The organism is Lysobacter panacisoli (assembly GCF_009765165.1).
Classification (GTDB): Bacteria; Pseudomonadota; Gammaproteobacteria; order Xanthomonadales; family Xanthomonadaceae; genus Lysobacter_J; species Lysobacter_J panacisoli.
Window position 1 is genome coordinate 3,598,798 of the sequence record NZ_VLNU01000001.1, and the last position, 20,209, is coordinate 3,619,006.

Below are 20,209 nucleotides of genomic sequence, written 5' to 3' on the forward strand. Positions count from 1 at the left end.
TACGACGCCGGGCGAGGAACGTCCGTGCGGACGCCCTCAACCGCCTCCCGGCTGGCGCACCGTCAACGTCGCGGGCACGGCCTTGCCGACGCCGCGCAGGTCGGGACGGTACATGTCCTCGACCAGCGGCGGCGGCACGGTGTAGGTGCCCGGCGTCACCGCGCGCACGAGGTAGAACACGCGCGCGGTATCGCCGGTGTTGAGCTTGAGCGCGGCGACGTAGCGATCGTCGCGGAACTCCTCGTGGCGCACCTCGGCCGCGTCGTCGCGATCGGACAGCTCGATGCCGTCGATCACCACACCGGCCCACTGCTTGCCGTCGCCGAGATTGAAGTTCTCGATCTCGAGCCCCGCCGGCAGCAGATCCGTCAGCAGTGCGTCGGCCATCGGGCGGCTCGCACGGATGCTCACCTGCACGATCAGCGCGTCGCCTTCGACCAGCGTCCCGCCTTCCCACGGCTTGCCATCGGCGGTGAAGTACTTGCGCACCACCTGCACGTGCGTGGCGTCCGCCGGCGGCGCCTCGCGAGGCACGCCGGCGATCTCCATGCTGGCGTACAGCGGCGGCTCGCCGTTGGCGTTGAACGACACGCCACGCGCGAGCGCGGCATCGTCGAACACGCGGCCGATGAAGCGCGCGGACCCGGCATCGGTGGCGACGTCGCCGACCTTCCACTGGCCGGACACCTGCCGCTTCTGGTCGGCCATCAAAGCCTTGCCGAGGCGCGCGAGCGCGACCTGTTCCTGCGTGCTCAACCACAACCAGCCGAGGTTGCGGCGCGCATCGAGTTCACGCCCCAGCGGCACGGTGCGCGCGTCGAATGCCGGCGTGGCCAGATCGTGTTCGTGCACCAGCGCGATCATCAGCGCATCGTCGCGCAGGCGGCTGCCGTAGTCGCCGAGGTACTCCGGGCGCGCTTCCGTATCGCGCGCGAAGCCTTCCTCGATCGCCTTGCGCCCGCGCGCGCGATCGCCCTGCAGCGACAGCGCCAGGCCGAGATGGACCAGCGGCAGGCCGGTCAGGCTCTGCTTGCGTTCGTTGTCGTACAGCGCGCGCAGCGTGCCCAGCGGCGCGCGGTTGACCCGAGCCAGCGCGTAACCCGCATACGCCTGATAGGCGAACTTGAGGTGCTCGCGCCGGTCGTAGCCGAAGAAGGGTGCGCCACCGGAAAGCAGGTCCTCGCTCAGCGCGTTCAGCGCCTTCTGCAGCATCGCGTCGGGCACGGCGAAGCCGGCCTCGCGCGCATCGAGCAGGAACTCGACCACGTACGGCGTGATCAGCGGATTGACGTAGTCGCCGTCGCCCCACATCGAGAAATGACCCGAACCGACCTGCATCGCCGCGAGGCGGCCGAATGCGCCTTCCATGCGCGCACGGCGCTGGGTCGCATCCAGTCCGTCACTGCCGAGCATCTTCGCCGTCGCCTCGTCGAGTTCGAGCGCCGCGAAGCCCTTGCTCGTGGTCTGCTCGGCGCAGCCGTACGGATACTGGAGCGCACCCTGCAACGCGGCGGCGAACGGAATCGGCGGCACCGCACTGACCGACAGGCGCGCGTTCACCGACATCGGCATCAGGCCGTCGGCGAGACCTGCGTCCAGCGGAATCGTGCCCGCCGCATCCAGCACGCGCGTGCGCGATCGCACGACAGACGGCCACGCCGGCCGCACCGGCACGTCGTAGCGCCGATCGACCTGGTAGCCGTTGCCTTCCACGCGCACGCGCACCTTCGCGACGGTGTAACCCTCGCGCGCCTGCAGCGGGAACGTGTAGGTCGTCTTGGCCTCATGACCCAGCTTCGCCGTGCGGGGGCCTTCGGCGACGGACAGCGGACCTTCGCCTTCGACGCGGACCTTGAAGCTGCCATCGCGACCGGTGAAGTTCTGCACGTCGAGCGTCACGTTGCTGCGATCGCCCGGCGCCAGCACGCGCGGCACGCTGGCCTCGGCCAGCACCGGCGCGCGCACCACGGTCTCGCGATCGCGATTGCCGTAGCGGCCGCCCGAGTACACCAGCGCCGACACGCGCAGCGTGCCGTTGAAGTCCGGCACGTCCAGGCGCACGCGCGCGTTGCCCTTCGCGTCCAGCTTCACCGGCCCGGCGAACAGGTCCACCGTCTGTACCTTCGCGGTCGGGCGTCGCGCCTGCGGCAACGCGTCCAGCGCCATGTCGCCGCCGAAACGGATCTTCGCCAGGCCGCCCTCGAAGCTTTCGATCACGCGGCCATAGACGTCGTACGCATCCACGCCGAGGCGGCGTTGCGCGAAGAAATGCGCGGCCGCGTCCGGCACCGGGAAGCGGGTGATGTTGAGGATGCCCACGTCGACTGCGGACACGGTGACGAAGGCCTGCTGTCCCGCAAGCTGCGGCACGCTCACCGTCACCGGCAATTCGCGCTGCGGCTGCATCGACGCCGGCACGGACAGGCCGACCGCGACATTGCGTTCGCGACGGTCCATCTTCACGTGGGCAACGCCGACCGCGCGTGCCGGCGTGATCCGGCTGGGCGCGCTGCCACCACGGAACACCAGCGCGGTCACGTAGACGTCGTGGCGTTCCCAGTCCTTCGTCACCGGGATCTCGAACGTGCTGCCGGCCTTGGCGTCGATGTCCTGCACGTACAGCATGTGGTCGCTCTCGACCATCAGCAGGCCCCTGCCGGCGTGCGGCGGCGTGAGCGTCACCTTCAACGTGTCGCCCGCGTGGTACGCGGTCTTGTCGAGCGCGAGCTTGACCTTGTCCGGGCGCGCGTCGAGGCCACGGTTCTCGTCGTTCCAGCTCCAACCGGCAGTAAACGGATATCGCGTGGTCAGCTTCGTCGCCGGATCGAACACATCCACGCGGTAATCGCCCCACTCCACCGGGAAATCGATCCGCGTCGGCGAGGCCCCCACATCCACCGCGCGCGTCTGGATGTCCTCATAGCGGCGGGTGAAGTCGTAGTTCCAGCCGCCGTCGTCGTCGTGGTTCCAGTGGTAGTCGCGGTGTTCGCGCACCAGCGTCACGCGCAGCGCCTTGCCGGGGCGCGGCTTCGCATCGCTGCCGACGCGCGCCAGTTCAAAGCGCGCGGTCGCGTTGGCATCGGCGCCTTCCTTGTCGTCGAACAGCGGACGCACGCCGACCAGCGCATCGGCGGGCCACAGCACGCGCTTGATTCCGCGGTTCACGCTGCGTCCGCCGGTCTCGTACACGCTGCCGTTGATGATCACGGCGATCGGCGTGACGGGTTTGGCCTCCGCGGGAAGCGCGATGTCCTTTTGCAGGCGGCCCTGTGGGTCGAGTTCGGTATCGATGACGTCGCTCGCTTCCTTCGGCAAGGTCAGGGTCGGATCGCCGAAGAAGTAGCCGGGCAACGCATCCAGCGGATGCTGTTCGACCGCCACCGCCAGCTTCGCGGTGAAGCGGTTGCCTGCGGCCGGCGCGCCGTAGAGGTAGGCGCCTTCGACCTGCAGGCGCAACGGCTCGCCGGGCTTCAGCACCGGCTGCGCGTCGAGATCGAGCTTGAGGCGCTCCGGCAGGAATTCCTCCACGCGCAGTGTCATGCCCTGCACCGCGTCCTTGCTGCCCGGGTCGGTACGGAATTCCACGCGCCAGCGACCCGTCGCCGCGTCGGCGGGAATCGCCTGCTCGTGGCGCACATGACCCTGCGCATCGGGTTGCAGGCGCGTTTCCAGGAACGTCTTGCCGTCGGGCTGCACGTAGCGCAGGAACAGCGGTTGCTGCGCGACGCCGGCCTTGGGCACCACCGGCTGGCCGTCCTGGTCGCGCAGCAGCGCGGACAGGCGCACGGTTTCACCAGGGCGATAGAGATCGCGTCCCGACCACGCGAACACGTCGAACCACGCCTGCTCGCGTCCGCTCACCGCGAACTCCGACAGGTCCAGCGCAGGCTGGTTGAACGGCAGCATCGACACGTCGCGGCCGCGCTGCGCGATCAGTACGTGGCCGGCATTGAGGCGATATCGCAACAGCGCATTGCCGTTGCCGTCGGTCTCGCCCTTCAGCACGGGCTCGCCGCGCGCGTCGAGCACCTTCAGCTCCACGCCCGACACCGATGCACCGTTCTGCAGCGAGGCGACGTGCACGAACAGCGTGTCCTTGTAGGCGCGCGCGTGCAGGCCGAGGTCGCTGACAGTGAAGAACGCGGTCTCGAATTCGTCCTGGAACTGCCCGGTGCGCTTCATCACCGCGAAGTACAGGCCGGGTTCCTGCAGCTCCTTCACGTCCTGCAGCGGCAGGTAGGTCAGCACGCGCTCGTTGGGCTTGCCGCCGAGCACGAAGCGGTTGACGTACACCGGTTCGGCGAGGCGCTCCAGCGGCGTCTTGTTGCTGTACTCGCTGCCCAGCTCCCAGCTGCCGCGACGGCCGCCGCGCTGGTAGTCGGAGAAGAAGCGCGGGAGTTCCTTCTCCTTCACGCGCAGGAATTCGACGTCGACCTCCGGTACGTTGATCGACACCACCGGCAAGCCGCGACTCTCGCGTGCGGGCAGCACGCTGCCCTGCGAAGCGAAACCTACCACCGGATCGAGCGGCCCGGTGTAGACGGTCCTGCGCTGTTCCTGTCCGAGGCGATCGCCCGACGCGGCGGTCACTCTACCTTTGATCGCCAGCGTGTATTCCTTGCTTGCGTCCACGTGCGGGAAACGCAGCACCTTCGCGTCGTCCGACAGCACCCAGCTGCCCTTCACCACCGCGCCGTTGGCGTCGGTGACGGCGATGAGTTCGTCGAACGATTGCGTGCCGACCAGCGGCCGGTTGAATTCGAGCGCGATGGCAAGCGACTCGTCGCCCTTCTGGTCGGGATACGCGGCGAGCAGCGCGAATCCCTGCACGGCTTCGCGTTGCGCCTTGATGGCCTCGCCGCTGACCGCGGGGAGTTGCCCGTCCGCGTCGCGCCGGCACCCGGCCAGCAACAACAGCGACAGTGCGACGACGCCCAGCCACGACAGCAGGCGGGCGTGGACGATTCCTTCCGATCCCGATACGCGCTTCATGCAGCCTCCCCAGGTTCGACACGAGTATAGGAGCTGCAACGCGACGCTGGCGTGGGGTTTTCGTCGCACCTGCACGGTGAGCGCTACCGCTGTCGCGGCGTGCCATGATGGCGCGCGCCGTCCGGCATCCCCGCCGCACAGGCCACTCCGGGACTTCCATGCTGCGTGACCTCCTGCGCCTCTCGTCGCACGAAGCGGTGCCGATGTCGCCTCCCTCCGCGCCCGCCGTCCTGGTGATCCGGCAGGGTGCGTTCGGCGACCTGATCCAGGCCGATGGCGCCCTCCGCGACATCCGCGCGCACCATCGCGACGCCCGCATCGTGCTGCTGGTCGCGCCGGCCTACCGCCGGCTGATGGAGCGCTGCCCGCACGTGGACGAGTTGGTCCTCGACCCGCGCGCGTCGCTGCTGCGCCCGGGCCAGACCCTCGCCGTCCTGCGCCGACTGCGGGCGCAGCGCTTCGAACGTGTCTACGACCTGCAAGGCAGCGACCGGACCGCGTTCTACCGGCGCTGGATGCCCGGGTCCGGCGAGTGGTTCCGCAGGCACAATCCTTCAGACAGCGGCGTGCCGGATCGCGAGGCGTACGCAACCCTGCTCGCCCAGGCCGGCATCGCCGGCAGGTCGCTGCCCGACGTGGGCTGGATGGCCGACGACGTGCAGGCGCTGCTCGACGCGCAAGGAATCCGCCCCGGCTACGTGGTGCTGGTTCCCGGCAGCGCCGCGCGACACCCGCACAAGCGCTGGCCGCACTACGCGGACCTCGCTCGACGACTCTCCGACGACGGCCGGCAGGTGGTCGTGGCGCCGGGTCCGGACGAACTCGAACTCACCCGCAACCTGCCCTGCCACGTGCTGACCGGGCCGTCGGGCTATCTCGACTGGTTCGCGTTGGCCGGCGTGTTGCGCGGCGCGGCGTTCGTCATCGGCAACGACACCGGTCCAACCCATCTGGCGGCCGGGCTCGGCGTGCCGGGGCTGGCACTGTTCGGGCCGCACACGAGCGCGAACCGTACCGGCATCCGCATGGGCCGTTTCGATGCGATTGAAGTCGCCGACCTGCAAGCGCTGTCCGTGGACGCGGTGATGGCCGAAATCCACGCGCGCATCGACGCGCATCCGGGCTCCGACCGACGCTGACGCCACGAACGAAAACGCCGCCCGGAGGCGGCGTTGGCTTTTCCCTTCTCCCCTTGCGGCGACCGAAGGGAGTGCAGGGCTGAGAAGGTGGCGCGAAGCGCCGGAAGAGGGGTGCCCTCCTGGCACGCGCTTCGCGCGTTCCCCTCTCCCGCCATGCTGCGCATGGCGACCTCTCCCTCAAGGGGAGAGGTGAGCCGCGATCAAGTCGGCAGCGACTCCGACTCGCCCGTGCTTGCACCGCCGAGACCGGCGTCGACCGGGGCCTCGGTCGTGCCTTCCTCGTCCTCGTCCAGCGAGGCGTCGACGCGTTCCAGCGTCTGCAGGCTTTCCTCCGCAGCCATGCGCATCAGGGTCACGCCCTGCGTGTTGCGGCCGACCTGCGAGATCTCCGCCGCACGCGTGCGCACCAGGGTGCCGCCATCGGAAATCAGCAGCACGTCATGGTGGTCCGAGAGCTGCACCGCGCCGATCAGCTTGCCGTTGCGCTCGGTCGTCTTGAGCGCGATCACGCCCTGCGTGCCACGGCCCTTGCGCGGGTACTCCTCGAGCGGGGTGCGCTTGCCGTAGCCGCGTTCGCTGGCGGTGAGGATGTCGCCCTCGCCTTCGACCACGATCAGGCTGACGACGTAGGCGCCGCTGGTGTTGGCTTCGCCTTCCTCGCCCTCCTCGCCTTCGGCCAGGCGGATGCCGCGCACGCCGGTCGCGGTGCGGCCCATCGAGCGCACGGCATCCTCGGCGAAGCGCACGGCCTTGCCGTTGCTGGCGAACAGCATGATGTCGCGCTCGCCATCGGTCAGCGCCACGTCGACCAGCGCGTCGCCGTCGTCGAGGTTGATGGCGATCTTGCCGCGCTGCAGGCGGAACGCGAACTCCGTCAGCGGCGTCTTCTTGACCGTTCCGTTGCGCGTGGCGAAGAACACGAAGCGGCCTTCCTCGTACTCGCGCACCGGCAGCACGGCCTGGACCTGCTCGCCGGCTTCCAGCGGGATCCAGTTGATGATCGGGCGGCCGCGCGCGTTCGGGCCGGCGTCAGGCAACTGGTGGACCGGCAGCCAGAACACGCGGCCGGTGCTGGTGAAGGTCAACAGCGTGTCGTGCGTGTTGACCAGCCACAGGTGGTCGATGAAGTCCTCGTCCTTGGTGCTGGCCGCGTTGCGCCCCTTGCCGCCGCGCTTCTGCGCGCGGTACGCACTGACCGGCTGGCGCTTGGCGTAACCGGAATGCGACAGCGTGACCACCACGTCTTCCGGCGCGATGAGGTCGAGGATGTCGAGGTCTTCCTCGCTCGCGCGGATCTCGCTGCGGCGGGCGTCGCCGAACTCTTCCTTGATGTTGCGCAGTTCGGTGCGGATCACCTCCAACAGCACGCCCGGATCCTCGAGGATCTCGATCAGGCCGCGGATGGTTTCCAGCAGCTGCTTGTATTCCTCGGTGAGCTTGTCCTGCTCCAGGCCGGTCAGGCGGTGCAGGCGCATTTCCAGGATCTGCTGCGCCTGCGTTTCGGTCAGCTGGTAGCGGCCATCGATCAGGCCCACGCCGGCCGGCAGGTCTTCCGGACGCGAAGCATCGGCGCCAGACGCCGCGAGCAGCGCACCGACCAGGCCCGGCTCCCACGTGCGCGCAAGCATGCGGTCGCGCGCTTCGTTCGGGTTAGCCGACGTGCGGATCAGCTCGATCATCTCGTCGATGTTGGCGAGCGCGACCGTGAGGCCTTCGAGGATGTGCGCGCGCTGGCGTGCCTTGCGCAGCTCGAAGATGGTGCGGCGGGTGACGACTTCGCGGCGGTGCTTGACGAAGACTTCCAGCAGGTCCTTCAGGTTCAGCAGCTTCGGGCGGCCGTCGACGATCGCCACCATGTTGATGCCGAACACCGACTCCATCTGGGTTTGCTGGTAGAGGTTGTTGAGCACGACCTCCGCCGATTCGCCGCGCTTGACCTCGATGTAGATGCGCATGCCGTCCTTGTCGGACTCGTCGCGCAGCTCGCTGATGCCCTCGAGCTTCTTTTCCTTGACCAGCTCGGCGATCTTCTCGATCAGGCGAGCCTTGTTGACCTGGTAGGGGATCTCGGTGACGACGATCGCCTCGCGGCCGTTGTCGGCCACTTCCACCTCGGCGCGCGCGCGCATGCGCACGCGGCCACGGCCGGTGCGGTACGCGGTGACGATGCCGGCGGTGCCGTTGATGATGCCCGCGGTCGGGAAATCCGGGCCCGGGATGTACTGGATCAGGCCGTCAACGTCGATCGCCGGGTCGTCGATCAGTGCGATGGTCGCGTCGATCACTTCCGACAGGTTGTGCGGCGGGATGTTGGTGGCCATGCCCACCGCGATGCCGGCCGAGCCGTTGACCAGCAGGTTCGGCACACGCGTCGGCATGACGGTGGGCTCGAGTTCCTTCTCGTCGTAGTTGGGCTGGAAGTCGACGGTTTCCTTGTCGATGTCGGCCATCAGCTCGTGGCTGATGCGCGACATGCGCGCTTCGGTGTATCGCATCGCCGCGGCGTTGTCGCCGTCGATCGAACCGAAGTTGCCCTGCCCGTCCACCAGCATGTAGCGCAACGAGAACGGCTGCGCCATGCGCACCAGCGTGTCGTACACCGCGGTGTCGCCGTGCGGATGGTACTTACCGATCACGTCACCGACGATACGCGCCGACTTGTAGTACGGCTTGTTGCTGTGTGCGCCGAGCTCGTTCATCGCGTACAGCACGCGGCGGTGCACCGGCTTGAGTCCGTCTCGCGCATCCGGGAGCGCGCGTCCCACGATCACGCTCATCGCGTAATCGAGGTAGCTGCGGCGCATCTCGTCTTCGAGGTTGACCGGGATGATTTCCTTGGCGAGTTCGGCCATCAGGGTTCCGTTCTAGAGTTTGCCCGCGCATGGCATGCGGGGAATGCATTCCGAACGAAACGACCGGTATTCGCGCACGTTGGAGCGGTCGCGAAATCGGCCTGACGGGCCCGTGCTGCAGCCCGCCGACGGCGGCTTCGAAAGGACAGGAAATGGTAGCACGAAACGGCACCCCGTCACACCCCGATTCCCGCGCAGAAACAATCACTTGCGCGGCTTTTTCAAGTGTTTTCGGGAATTCGGCGCCGGGCGCTCGACGCAGGGCCGGGGATGTTGCCGCGAATCCCGTCGCGGGCGACCGGATCAGCTGCCGAAAGCGACCTTCATCGCAGCCGCGTCGGGGCGCTCGATCACGCCGCGTTCGGTCACGATGGCGTCGATGAGTTCGTGCGGGGTGACGTCGAACACCGGGTTCCAGGCGCCTACGTCCTGCGCCGCGGTGCGCACGCCGCCGACGGCGAACAGCTCGCCCGGATCGCGTTCCTCGATGTGGATCGCATCGCCGGAGGGCGTTTCCATGTCGACCGTCGAGGACGGGGCGACGACCATGAACTTCAGGCCGTGGTGGCGCGCGGCGATGGCGAGCTGGTAGGTGCCGATCTTGTTCGCGGTATCACCGTTGGCGCAGATGCGGTCGGCGCCGACCACCACCCACTGCACGTCGCCGGACTTCATCAGGTGCGAGGCGGCGGAATCGGCGATCAGGGTCGGCGAGATGCCGTCCTGCTGGAGCTCCCACACCGTCAGGCGCGCGCCCTGCAGCCACGGCCGCGTCTCGCCGGCGAAGACCTTGTCGATGCGGCCCTCGGCCACGCCGGCGCGAATCACGCCCAGTGCGGTGCCGAAACCGGCGGTCGCCAGCGAACCGGTGTTGCAGTGCGTGAGCACACCGCTGCGCGGTTCGATCAGTGCGGCGCCAAGTGCGCCCATGCGACGGTTGGCAGCGAGATCTTCGTCGGCGATCGCCTGCGCTTCGCGGTCGAGCACGTCGCGCCAGTCGGCACCGGCGGTGACCAGCACGCGGCGCATGCGCGCCAGCGCCCAGGCCAGGTTCACGGCGGTCGGACGCGCCGCATTGAGGCGCTGCAGCGCGGGCTCGAGTTTCGTCGCTGCATCGTTGCCGTTCGCGGCCTCGACGCTGCGCGCGGCCAGGACGACGCCCCACGCCGCAGCAATACCGATCGCCGGCGCGCCGCGCACCGTCAACGCGTGGATGGCCTCGGCCACCGCATCGCTGTCGGCGCAGGTGACGTACTCGACCACGAACGGCAGCTTGCGCTGGTCCAGCAGTTCCAGGGAATCGCCGGTCCAGCGGATCGGGCGGATGCGGTCGTAACGATCGAAATCGAGGGTCGTGCTCATCCGTCGATTCTAGCCGGCGCATGTGCCAGGGGCACGCACGCCGGCGTTCGCATGCGCAGGAGGCGCGTCAGAAGGCCTGGAACTCGCCGCGGCAGCCGCTGGTCACCCATACGCCGTTGCGATCCCAGCCCCAGCTGTTGCCCTCGATGCATGCGGCCTTTGAGGTCTGGCGGACGAGGCGTGCGTCGCGACGGATGCTGAAGTTGCAGCGGCGCTGGCGATGATTGTCGGAACCGCAGTAGAGCGTCTGGGCGGAACCCCAGCCACCGCCCTGCCCGCCTCCGTGTCCACCGCCCCAACCGCCGCCCTGTCCGCCTCCGTGTCCACCATCCCAGCCGCCGCCCTGTCCGCCGCCGTAGCCGTTGCTGGCGAACTCGGCGCGGCAGCCGCCGTCGACCCACACGAAGCCGCGACCGACGCCCCAGTTGCGGCCTTCGATGCACGCGGTCTTGGAATGCTGGCGCACCAGCACGACGCGACGCCCGTCGATCGGGCACTGCTTGTAGCGGCTGTCGTTGGAATCGCAGCGCACGGTCTCGCCACGATCGTCGCCGTTCCAGCCACCGCCGTTGCCGTTGCCGCGACGACCGAGCGCGAACTCGGCGCGGCAACCGTTGTTCACCCACACGCCACGACGGTCGTAACCCCAGCTGCGACCTTCGATGCAGGCGGACTTCGAATACTGGCGCTCAAGGCGCACGCCGCCGCGCGTGTCGGCGGGACACTCGCGATAGCGGCTGTCGTTGGAGTCGCAGCGCACCGTCTGCCGTTCGCCATTGGCGTACTGCGCGGCCGCCGGTCCGACCCACGACAACACCGGCAGTGCAAGCAACAGTGCGAATCCCCGACGCAATCCCATGCTCATGTCGCCCCCTTGTCTGCGAATTCTTCTTAGGCGCCACTCTAGCGGGCGAAACTTAACGGGCACCACACCGGAACGCCCCTTTCGCAAACGGTTCAGCCGCCGCTTTGCTGCTTTCTCGGCAACTCGAATTCGGCACGGCAACCGTTCTCGACCCAGATGCCGTTGTCGTCGAATCCCCAGGTGCGCCCCTGCACGCAGGCAGAGCGCGACAGCTGGCGGAACAGGCGCACGCCGCGCGAGGTGTCGGCCGGGCAATGACGCGGCAGGCTGTCGTTGGAATCGCAGCGCACGATGTCGCCGCGCGGTGCTTCGTTGGCGACGTCGACCATCATGCGGAACTCGGCGCGACACCCGCCCGACACCCATACGCCGCGAACATCGGCGCCCCAGTTCTGGCCACGGATGCAGGGATTCTTGGAGAGCTGGCGAACCAGTTCGACACCGGCGCGTGTTTCCGAAGGACAGTGTTGCCAGCGACCGCTGCGAGATTCGCAGCGCATCACCTTGGCGCCATAACCGCTGCCGATGCTGCCGCCGTAACCGATGACGAAATCGGCCCGGCAACCGTAGCGCACCCAGATGCCAGAGGGATCCAGGCCCCAGCTCTGGCCTTCGTTGCATTCCGAACGCGACAGCGTGCGCAGCAGGCGCACGCCGCCGCGGATGTCGGCCGGACACAGGTTCGTTTCCTGGTCGCGCGATTCGCAACGCAGGATCCGATCGCCGTAGAAACGACCGCCCGCGTCCTGCGCCGGCGCGTCCGGCGCAATCAGTACACCCAGTGCCGCCAACGTCGAAAACGCCCAGCCGCGCATCAATGCACCCCTGCACTCCACACGTTCACTCTAGCCGGTCCATGCGAAAACCGACATCAAGGCCGGCTGGACAAAGAGTGAACTGCGACCTCAGGCACGGGCGAAGTCGAAGGCGAGCACGTCGGCAATCCGGCCCGTGCCCAGCAGGGCCATCATCAGCCGGTCCATGCCCAGCGCCACGCCCGCGCACTGAGGGAAACCCGCGTCCAATGCCCGCAGCAGGCGTTCGTCGCGCGGCGGCTCGCGGTCGCCACGCTGGCGCCGCAGCCGCAGGTCGCGATCGAAGCGTTCGCCCTGCTCGCGCGCGTCGGCAAGCTCGTGGTAGCCGTTGGCCAGTTCCAGCGGGCCCAGGTACAGCTCGAAACGTTCCGCCACCGGCACTTCGCCGTCGCGCACGCGCGCCAGCGCGCATTGCGACGCGGGATAGTCGTACACGGCCAGCAGCTGATCCGTCGGGAAGTCCGGCTGCAGGCGATGCGTCATCAGCAGGTCCAGCCAGTCGTCGCGGGTCAGGCCGGTCGGATCGATCACGATCTCGCCCAGCGCCGCGCGTAGTTCCCCGTCGCTGGACGTGGCCGGATCGACGCCGAGCCGCGTGCGGTACAGCTCGTGGTAGCCGATGCGCGACAGCGTCGCATTGCGACCGACCAGCGCGAGCGCAGCCAGCACCAGGTCCACGGTTTCGTCGATCAGGCGCTGGTGGTCCCAACCGAGGCGGTACCACTCGAGCATGGTGAACTCGGGATTGTGGCGACCGCCCGCCTCGCCGTCGCGGAACACGCGACCGAGTTCGTAGCAGTCGCCTAATCCCGCCGCCAGCAAGCGCTTGAGCGGATACTCCGGCGACGTGCGCAGCCAGCGCGTACGTGGCGCGCCGTCGGTGCGGCCACTGAATTCAAGATGGAACGAGGCGATGTTCGGATCGGTGTTGCCGGCCAGCGACATCACCGGCGTCTCGACCTCGACCACATCGCGCGCAGCGAAGAACGCGCGGACGGTCGCGTTGAGTCGCGCGCGCAGGCGCAGCGCATCGAACGTGGCCGATGGTTGCCAGTCGCTGCTCATCGCCGGCTCACGCCTCGTGCTCGGCAAGGAACGCGAGCAGGCGTGCTTCGTCCCAGATCTCCACGCCCAGTTCCTGCGCCTTGTCGAGCTTGGAACCGGCGGCCTCGCCGGCGACCACGAAACTGGTCTTCTTCGACACGCTGCCGGCGACCTTGGCGCCGAGAGCTTCCAGCTTCGCTTTCGCTTCGTCGCGGCTCAGGCTGGACAGCGTGCCGGTGAGCACCGCGGTCTGGCCATCGAGCACGCCCAGCGTCGCCGCAGTGGCCTGCGGCGTCAGCTCGACCAGTCGCGCCAGCGCGCGAGCGCCGCTATCGATCAGGCGCGCGTTGTCGTCGTCTTCCAGCCACTGCGCAAACGACTGCGCGGTGTCCGCGGGCAGGCCGGCGGCGACGAAGTTGTGCTCGGGTGCGTCGATCAACGCCTGCGCCGACGTAAACGCACCGGCCAGCTGTTCCGCGCGGATCTTCGTCACCTTCGGGATTTCCAGGTCGACGAGCAGCGTCGCAAGATCCAGACCGTCGCGCAGCTTCGGATTCGGTGCGTGCGCGTCGTTGATCATCACGCCGCGCGCGAGCAGGTCGTCGATCACCTGCTGGTTGCCCGGCTGATCGAAGAAATGACCGATGGCGCGCGCGACTTCGCCGCCGATGTCGGGCACGCGCTTGAACAGCGGCCACGGCAGGCGGCGGATCAGTTCGAGATCGCCGAACCACGTCGCCAGCGCCTTCGCCGTGCTCTCGCCGACGTGCTGGATACCGAGCGCGTAGAGGAAGCGTTCGAGCGTGGTGTTGCGACTGTGGTCGATCGCCTCGATCAGGTTTTCGGCCCACTTGGTCGCGACCTTGCCCGACTTCACCGTTTCCGGCGTGGTGCCGTCGCGCTCGTCGGCGCGGCGCTTCATCTCGAGCAGGTCGTCGAGTTCGAGCTTGTACAGGTCGGCGACGGACTTGAGGTAGTCGAGGTCCGACAGGTCTTCGATGAAGCGCTCGCCCAGCCCTTCGATGTCCATTGCGCGGCGCGAGGCGAAGTGACGGATGGCTTCCTTGCGCTGCGCGGCGCAGGTGAGTTCGCCCGAGCAGCGCCACACCGCCTCGCCTTCCTCACGCACGATCTCCGAACCGCACACTGGGCATTGCGTCGGCATCTGCCACTCGGGCGCGTGCGGGTCGCGGTATTCGGGCACCACGCGCACGATCTCCGGGATCACGTCGCCCGCGCGGCGCACGATCACGGTATCGCCGATGCGCACGTCCAGGCGCGCGATCTGGTCGGCGTTGTGCAGCGTCGCATTGGTCACGACGACGCCCGCCACCTGCACCGGCTTCAGGCGTGCGACCGGCGTGGCCGCGCCGGTGCGGCCGATCTGGATGTCGATGCCTTCCAGCACCGTGGACTGTTCCTGCGCGGGGAACTTGTGCGCGATCGCCCAGCGCGGCGCGCGCGAGACGAAGCCCATTTCGGCCTGGCCTGCGTAGTCGTCGAGCTTGTAGACCACGCCGTCGATGTCGAAGGGAAGCGAATCGCGCTTTTCGCCCATCGCGCGGTAGTAGTCGAGCAGGCCGTCCGTGCCTTCGACCACGTCGTTGAGCGCGCTCACCGGGAAACCCCAGTCGCGCAACTGCGCCAGCGTCTTCGAATGCGTGTCGGGCAGGTTCGCGCCCTCGACCACGCCCACCGCGTACGCATAGAACGCGAGCGGACGCTGCGCGGTCATGCGCGGATCGAGCTGGCGCAGCGAACCGGCCGCGCCGTTGCGCGGGTTCGCCAGCACCTTGCCGCCTTCCTTCACGGCGCGCTCGTTGTAGGCCTTGAACGCGGCCAGCGGCATGTAGACCTCACCGCGCACTTCCAGCACGGAGGGCCAGCCCTTGCCGCGCAGCTGCAGCGGAATGGCTTTGATCGTGCGCAGGTTGGCGGTCACGTCCTCGCCGGTGGCGCCGTCGCCGCGTGTGGCGCCCTGCGCGAAGCGGCCGTCCTCATAACGCAGGCTGATCGCGAGTCCGTCGAGCTTGGGTTCGGCGGAGAAGCGCGGCGCGCGACGGCCGAGCTTTTCCTCGATGCGACGTTCGAAATCGGCGACTTCCTCGTCGGTGAACGCATTGCCCAGCGACAGCATCGGGATCGCATGGCGCACTTCGGCGAACGTGCCGGTCGGGGCGATGCCGACGCGCTGCGTCGGCGAGTCCGGCGTCACCAGTTCCGGATGCGCGGCTTCCAGCGATTGCAACTCGCGCAGCAGCGCGTCCCACTCCGCGTCGGGGATCGAGGGATCGTCGAGGACGTAGTAGCGGTAGTTGGCGTCGTCGATGCGCTGGCGCAGTTCGGCGATGCGGTCGGCGGGAGTCGGAGTCTTGGCCACGTGCTTTCCTGGGGTCGTCGTCCGGCGACCGGGACATTCTGCGGGTGCGAGCGTGAGGGAGGAAGCGTTGACGTGCGCGGATACAGGCTATCGCGCGGCTGTCATTCCCGCGAAGGCGGGAATCCAACGACCCGATGCGGCACGCCCTTCGAAAGACGGAATGGCCCTGATGCATGGATTCCCGCCTTCGCGGGAATGACGGCAATGTGGCCGGCATCCGCAATCGTGCGCGCCGCCACGTCGACGCCCCACCTCAAGATCTCTTCAATCGTGAGAGCTCAAGCGCGGAGCGGCGGTAACGTCACCAGCGCGTCGGCTTGGTCAGCGGCGGCGCTTCGCGCTGGCGGTCGTAGGCACGCAGCTCATCGCGGATGTGGGCGATGCGCTGGCGTCCCAGCGCGTTGCGCTGTTCGTCCAGGACCACACCGTCCAGCAGTTCGGCCATGCGCTGCGCGGTCGGCAGCATCATTTCCCAGCCGTCGAGCGCGTTGACGGGCGCCGGCAGGGTCAGGAAGAACGCGATCGCCGGGGTTTCCAGCGCCTGGATCTGCGCCATGTCGAAACTGCCGGGCTTCATGATGTTGGCGACGCTGAATACCGGGCCGCGCTCGGGATGGTTCTCGACCAGGCGGTGGAACACGCCCATGTGGCCGTAGACCAGGCCGGCCTTCTCGGCCGCGACGACGATGTCCGGACCGTGCAGTTTCTGCCCCGCGCGCGCGGCCAGGTACAGCGTGACGATCTTGTCGAACTCTTCGGTGGTGCGACGGCCCAGCTCGTTGTTGGCGCCGCCTTCCAGGGTGCGGTCGAACAGCTCCAGCTCCGCCTGCGCGGTCGTCTCGCCAGCGGCGCGGCCCTGCTGCTCGAAATCGCGCGCGATCTGCTCGCCCAGCGTCGGTTCGTGGCGCGTCGACTCGGCGGCATCGCGCGGCACGCGCTTGCCCTGCCCCGGTTTGCGCGGGCGACCGAAGAACACGATCGCCGCGATCAGCACGAGACCCGCGATCAGGATTCCGATCCGCAGCAGGGTCATGTCGGACATTCGATGGGCTCCTTACCGATGTGGATGCGACGCCGCGATCAGGCCACGCCCGCCAGGCGCGAGGCCTCGGCCAGGTCGACCGACACCAGGCGGCTGACGCCCGGCTCGCGCATGGTCACGCCGGACAGCTGGTGCGCGGCTTCCATCGTCGCCTTGTTGTGGGTCACGAACAGGAACTGTACCTGCTCGCTCATCTCGCTGACCATCTGCGCGAGGCGACCGACGTTGGCTTCGTCCAGCGGCGCGTCCACCTCGTCGAGCAGGCAGAACGGCGCGGGATTGAGCCGGAAGATCGCGAACACCAGCGCGACCGCGGTCATCGCCTTCTCGCCGCCGGACAGCAGCGAGATGTTCGACACGCGCTTGCCCGGGGGGCGCGCCATGATCGACACGCCGGTGTCGAGCAGGTCTTCGCCGGTCAGTTCGAGGTAGGCGTGTCCGCCACCGAACAGGCGCGGATACAGCTCCTGCACGCCGCTGTTGACGCGGTCGAAGGTGTCCTTGAAGCGGCCGCGCGTCTCGCGGTCGATCTTGCGGATCGCATCTTCCAGCGTTTCCAGCGCAGCGGTGAGGTCGGCGTCCTGCGCGTCCAGGTATTCCTTGCGCTGCGCGGCCTCGGCGTGTTCCTGGATCGCGGCGAGGTTGACCGGTTCCAGTCGGCGCAGCTTGGAGTCCAGTTCGGACACGGTGCGTTCCCACGCCTGCGGGTCCATGTCCTCGGTGAGCGTGTTGACCACGTCCTCGAGCACGAAACCGGCTTCGACCACGGCCGCGGCGAGCTGCTCGGCCTTGAGCACCAGCGCCTGCTGCTCGAGGCGGCGCTGGCCGATGGCCTCGCGCTGCTGGATCGCCTGGTCGTCGCGCTGGTGGCGGACCTGTTCGAAGCGCCGCAGGTCGTTGTCGATGCCGTCCACCGCGGTACGCGCGGCGGTGAGGTTCTGTTCGGTGACCACGCGCTGTTCGAGCGCGACCTGGCGCTGTTCTTCCAGCGTCACGACCGGCTCGTCGCCGTCGGCGAGCTGCGCGGAGAGTTCGCCCAGGCGCGAGTCGAGCTGGCCGCGCTGGCCGCCCATGCGCGACAGCGCCTGTTCCAGCGCGACGATCTGGGTGCGCTGGGATTCCAGGGTCAGCGCCAGCGCGTGCGCGGTGTCGCGCGACTCGCGGGCGATGTTGCGGGTCTGGTCGCGCGCTTCACCGAGGACGCGACGCTCGGCATCCAGCGCCTGGCGCGTGTCTTCCAGCTCGCTCATCCGCACGACCGCCTCTTCCTGGCGGGCGCGCGCCTCGCGTGCCTGGTCCTGCGCGGCCTCCAGGCCCTGTGCGATCTGCGCCAGTTCCGCATCGATCTTCTCGATGCGCGAACGCGCGTTGTCGAGGCGGCCCTGCTGGCTCTGCAGCTGGCCGGCGATTTCCGACACCGAACGGTGCGCCATGTACAGCGTGCGCTGTGCGTCCTCGCGCTGCTGTTCGGCGGCGAGCGTGCGGTCGCGCAGCTGCACCAGCAGCGACTCGAGCTCGCGTTCGCGCGCCTGCAGCGTTTCGATATCGCCGCGCAGCGTCTGGATCTCGCGTTCGCGCAGCAGCGCGCCCTGCTGGGCGGCGCCGGAGCGCAGCACGCGCACCCAACCGGCGCCCATGCGTTCGCCAGTACGGGTGATGATGGACTCGCCCTCGCCCAGCATCGGCAGCAGCGCGCGGGCATCGGACAGGGTCTCGGCCGCATGCAGGCGGGCGAGGATGCGACGGACCGCGATCGGACCGCGCACCTTCGAGGCCAGCGAGGTCGGCGCGAATTCCACCGCGTCGTTGTGCGGATCGACCAGCGCGAGGCGGCCGTCGCCGAGTTCGCCGATCGCCTCGACCAGCGTTTCCGGCGACTCGACCAGCACGCCTTCGATCATCTGGCCCAGCGCGCTTTCGACGGCGTTCTCCCAGCCCGCTTCGACCTGAAGCGCTTCGCCCACGCGGGTGGCCGAATCCAGGCCGCGCGAACGCAGCCAGTTCAGCGCGGCGCCCTGCTCCTGACCGAGCGCGGCATGCTGCAGGGTTTCCAGCGACGACAGGCGGCCGCGCGCGGCCTGCACCTGCTTGCGCGCTTCGGCCAGCTCGGACTGCGCGGCGCGCTGCTGTTCCTGCAGCTCCGACAGTGTGCCCTTGCGGGTCTCCAGCTCCTCGCTGAGGCTGTCGATCGAGAACTTCTGCGTTTCGTGCTGTTCCTGCAGCGCGGCGAACGATTCGGTCAGCGCACCCAGGTCGAGCCCGCTGCGTTCGTTGCTGAGCGCTTCGCGACGACGGTCGGCGTCCAGCACCTGCCGATCGAGGTGTTCGATGCGGGTGCGTTCGACGTCCGCGGCGCGCGCGGCTTCGGCCTGGGCGCGGCTGTGCTGGTCCCAGCGCTGCTGCCAGTCGTTGAGTGCGACTTCGGCATCGCGCAACGCTTCCTGGCGCATGCCGTCCTCGTCGCGCAGCTGCTCCAGCTTCGGCTCGGCTTCGCCCACGGCGGCGCGCAGCACGTCGAGCTTGGTCTGGTCGCTGCCGATGTGTTCGCCCAGCTCGGCCAGCGCGGCCATCGCCTCATCGCGCGCCTTGTGCAGGCGCGTGGCCATCTCGCGCTGATGCTGGATCTGCTGTTCGATGCGGGCCAGCGTGCCGCTGACCTCGTAGCTGGCAGCCTGCGCCTTGTTCAGCGCCTCGGCGGCTTCCTCGCGCTTCACGCGGCCGACTTCGAGCTCGCGCTCGGCCTCACGCTGTTCGGCGATCAACTGCTGCAGGCGGGTTTCCTGTGAGTTGAGGCGTTCGCGCTGGCCCTGCAGCTTCTGGTCGAGGGCGCGGTGCTCCAGTGCCTTCCACTCGGCGTCCTTGACCTTCCGCTCGGCCTGGATGGTCTGGTACTGCTCGGCCTGGCGTGCCTGGCGCTTGAGGTGTTCGAGCTGCTTGCCGACTTCCTCGCGCAGGTCGCTCAGGCGGTCCAGGTTCTCGCGGGTGTGGCGGATGCGGGTTTCGGTTTCCTTGCGGCGTTCCTTGTACTTGGAGATGCCGGCGGCTTCTTCCAGGTAGACGCGCAGTTCCTCGGGCTTGGCCTCGATGACCTGGCTGATCATGCCCTGCTCGATGATCGAGTAGCTGCGCGGGCCCAGGCCGGTGCCGAGGAACAGGTCGGTGATGTCGCGGCGGCGGCACTTGGCGCCGTTGAGGTAGTACTGGCTGCTGCCGTCGCGGCTGACGGTGCGCTTGACCGAGATCTCGTTGAACGCGGCGTACTCGCCGGTGATGGTGTGGTCGGAGTTGTCGAAGATCAGCTCCACCATCGCCTGCGACACCGGCTTGCGCGCCGAGGAGCCGGCGAAGATCACGTCGGTCAGCGAATCGCCGCGCAGGCGGCTGGCCGAGCTCTCGCCCATCACCCAGCGCACGGCGTCGATGATGTTGGACTTGCCGCAGCCATTGGGACCGACGACGCCGGTCATGTTGGTCGGCAAATGCAGCGTGGTCGGATCGACGAAGGATTTGAAACCGGACAGCTTGATCGTGGACAGACGCATGCGGCGGGATGGCCTCTGGCTCGCCGCGTGAGGCGGCCGTGAATACCGTAAAGGATCAGGTTTACGCCCCAAGTGATTGATCGACTTGGGCGTGTCGCGCCATTTGGGACGCAGGTTCCCGGGAGTATACCGACTGCGCGCGGCCTGCGCGGAGGGCTCCGCGAGGGCCCCGGACG

Annotated in this window: 10 protein-coding genes; 1 reads left to right on the forward strand and 9 read right to left on the reverse strand. The window is 68.4% G+C overall.

Translation table 11 applies throughout. From position 1 onward, the window contains the following. Window positions 1-36: 36 nt before the first annotated feature. Window positions 37-4,992: an alpha-2-macroglobulin family protein gene (locus FOF45_RS16835; protein WP_158986896.1), complete on the reverse strand. Its 4,956-nt coding sequence runs from the start codon at window positions 4,990-4,992 to the stop codon at window positions 37-39. A 158-nt stretch (window positions 4,993-5,150) separates the two neighbouring features. Here FOF45_RS16835 and FOF45_RS16840 point away from each other — a divergent pair, with 158 nt between their 5' ends. After that, window positions 5,151-6,131 (forward strand): glycosyltransferase family 9 protein, encoded by a 981-nt coding sequence (locus FOF45_RS16840; protein WP_199244518.1) that lies wholly within the window; start codon window positions 5,151-5,153, stop codon window positions 6,129-6,131. A gap of 200 nt (window positions 6,132-6,331) precedes the next feature. Here the strand turns inward: FOF45_RS16840 and gyrA are convergent, their stop codons facing one another. The 8 genes from gyrA to smc form a co-directional block, all read right to left on the reverse strand. Continuing rightward, complete coding sequence (gyrA, locus tag FOF45_RS16845; protein WP_158986898.1) at window positions 6,332-8,983, reverse strand: DNA gyrase subunit A; 2,652 nt, start codon at window positions 8,981-8,983, stop codon at window positions 6,332-6,334. A gap of 303 nt (window positions 8,984-9,286) precedes the next feature. After that, a complete protein-coding gene (gene mtnA, locus FOF45_RS16850; RefSeq protein WP_158986900.1) occupies window positions 9,287-10,345 on the reverse strand; it encodes an S-methyl-5-thioribose-1-phosphate isomerase in 1,059 nt (352 codons plus the stop codon). 67 nt (window positions 10,346-10,412) lie between these two features. Then, window positions 10,413-11,210, reverse strand: coding sequence for a DUF3011 domain-containing protein (locus tag FOF45_RS16855; RefSeq protein WP_199244519.1), 798 nt, complete (start codon window positions 11,208-11,210; stop codon window positions 10,413-10,415). 92 nt (window positions 11,211-11,302) lie between these two features. Beyond that, window positions 11,303-12,025, reverse strand: coding sequence for a DUF3011 domain-containing protein (locus FOF45_RS16860; RefSeq protein WP_158986902.1), 723 nt, complete (start codon window positions 12,023-12,025; stop codon window positions 11,303-11,305). 90 nt (window positions 12,026-12,115) lie between these two features. Continuing rightward, on the reverse strand, window positions 12,116-13,090 hold the full coding sequence (gene epmA, locus FOF45_RS16865; RefSeq protein WP_158986904.1) for an EF-P lysine aminoacylase EpmA: 975 nt from the start codon (window positions 13,088-13,090) through the stop codon (window positions 12,116-12,118). Between the two features lie 7 nt (window positions 13,091-13,097). Further along, window positions 13,098-15,449, reverse strand: coding sequence for an NAD-dependent DNA ligase LigA (gene ligA / locus FOF45_RS16870; RefSeq protein WP_158986906.1), 2,352 nt, complete (start codon window positions 15,447-15,449; stop codon window positions 13,098-13,100). A 301-nt stretch (window positions 15,450-15,750) separates the two neighbouring features. Continuing rightward, window positions 15,751-16,491, reverse strand: coding sequence for a cell division protein ZipA (zipA, locus tag FOF45_RS16875; protein ID WP_158986908.1), 741 nt, complete (start codon window positions 16,489-16,491; stop codon window positions 15,751-15,753). A 38-nt stretch (window positions 16,492-16,529) separates the two neighbouring features. Next, window positions 16,530-20,033 (reverse strand): chromosome segregation protein SMC, encoded by a 3,504-nt coding sequence (gene smc / locus FOF45_RS16880; RefSeq protein ID WP_158986910.1) that lies wholly within the window; start codon window positions 20,031-20,033, stop codon window positions 16,530-16,532. Window positions 20,034-20,209 lie beyond the last annotated feature (176 nt).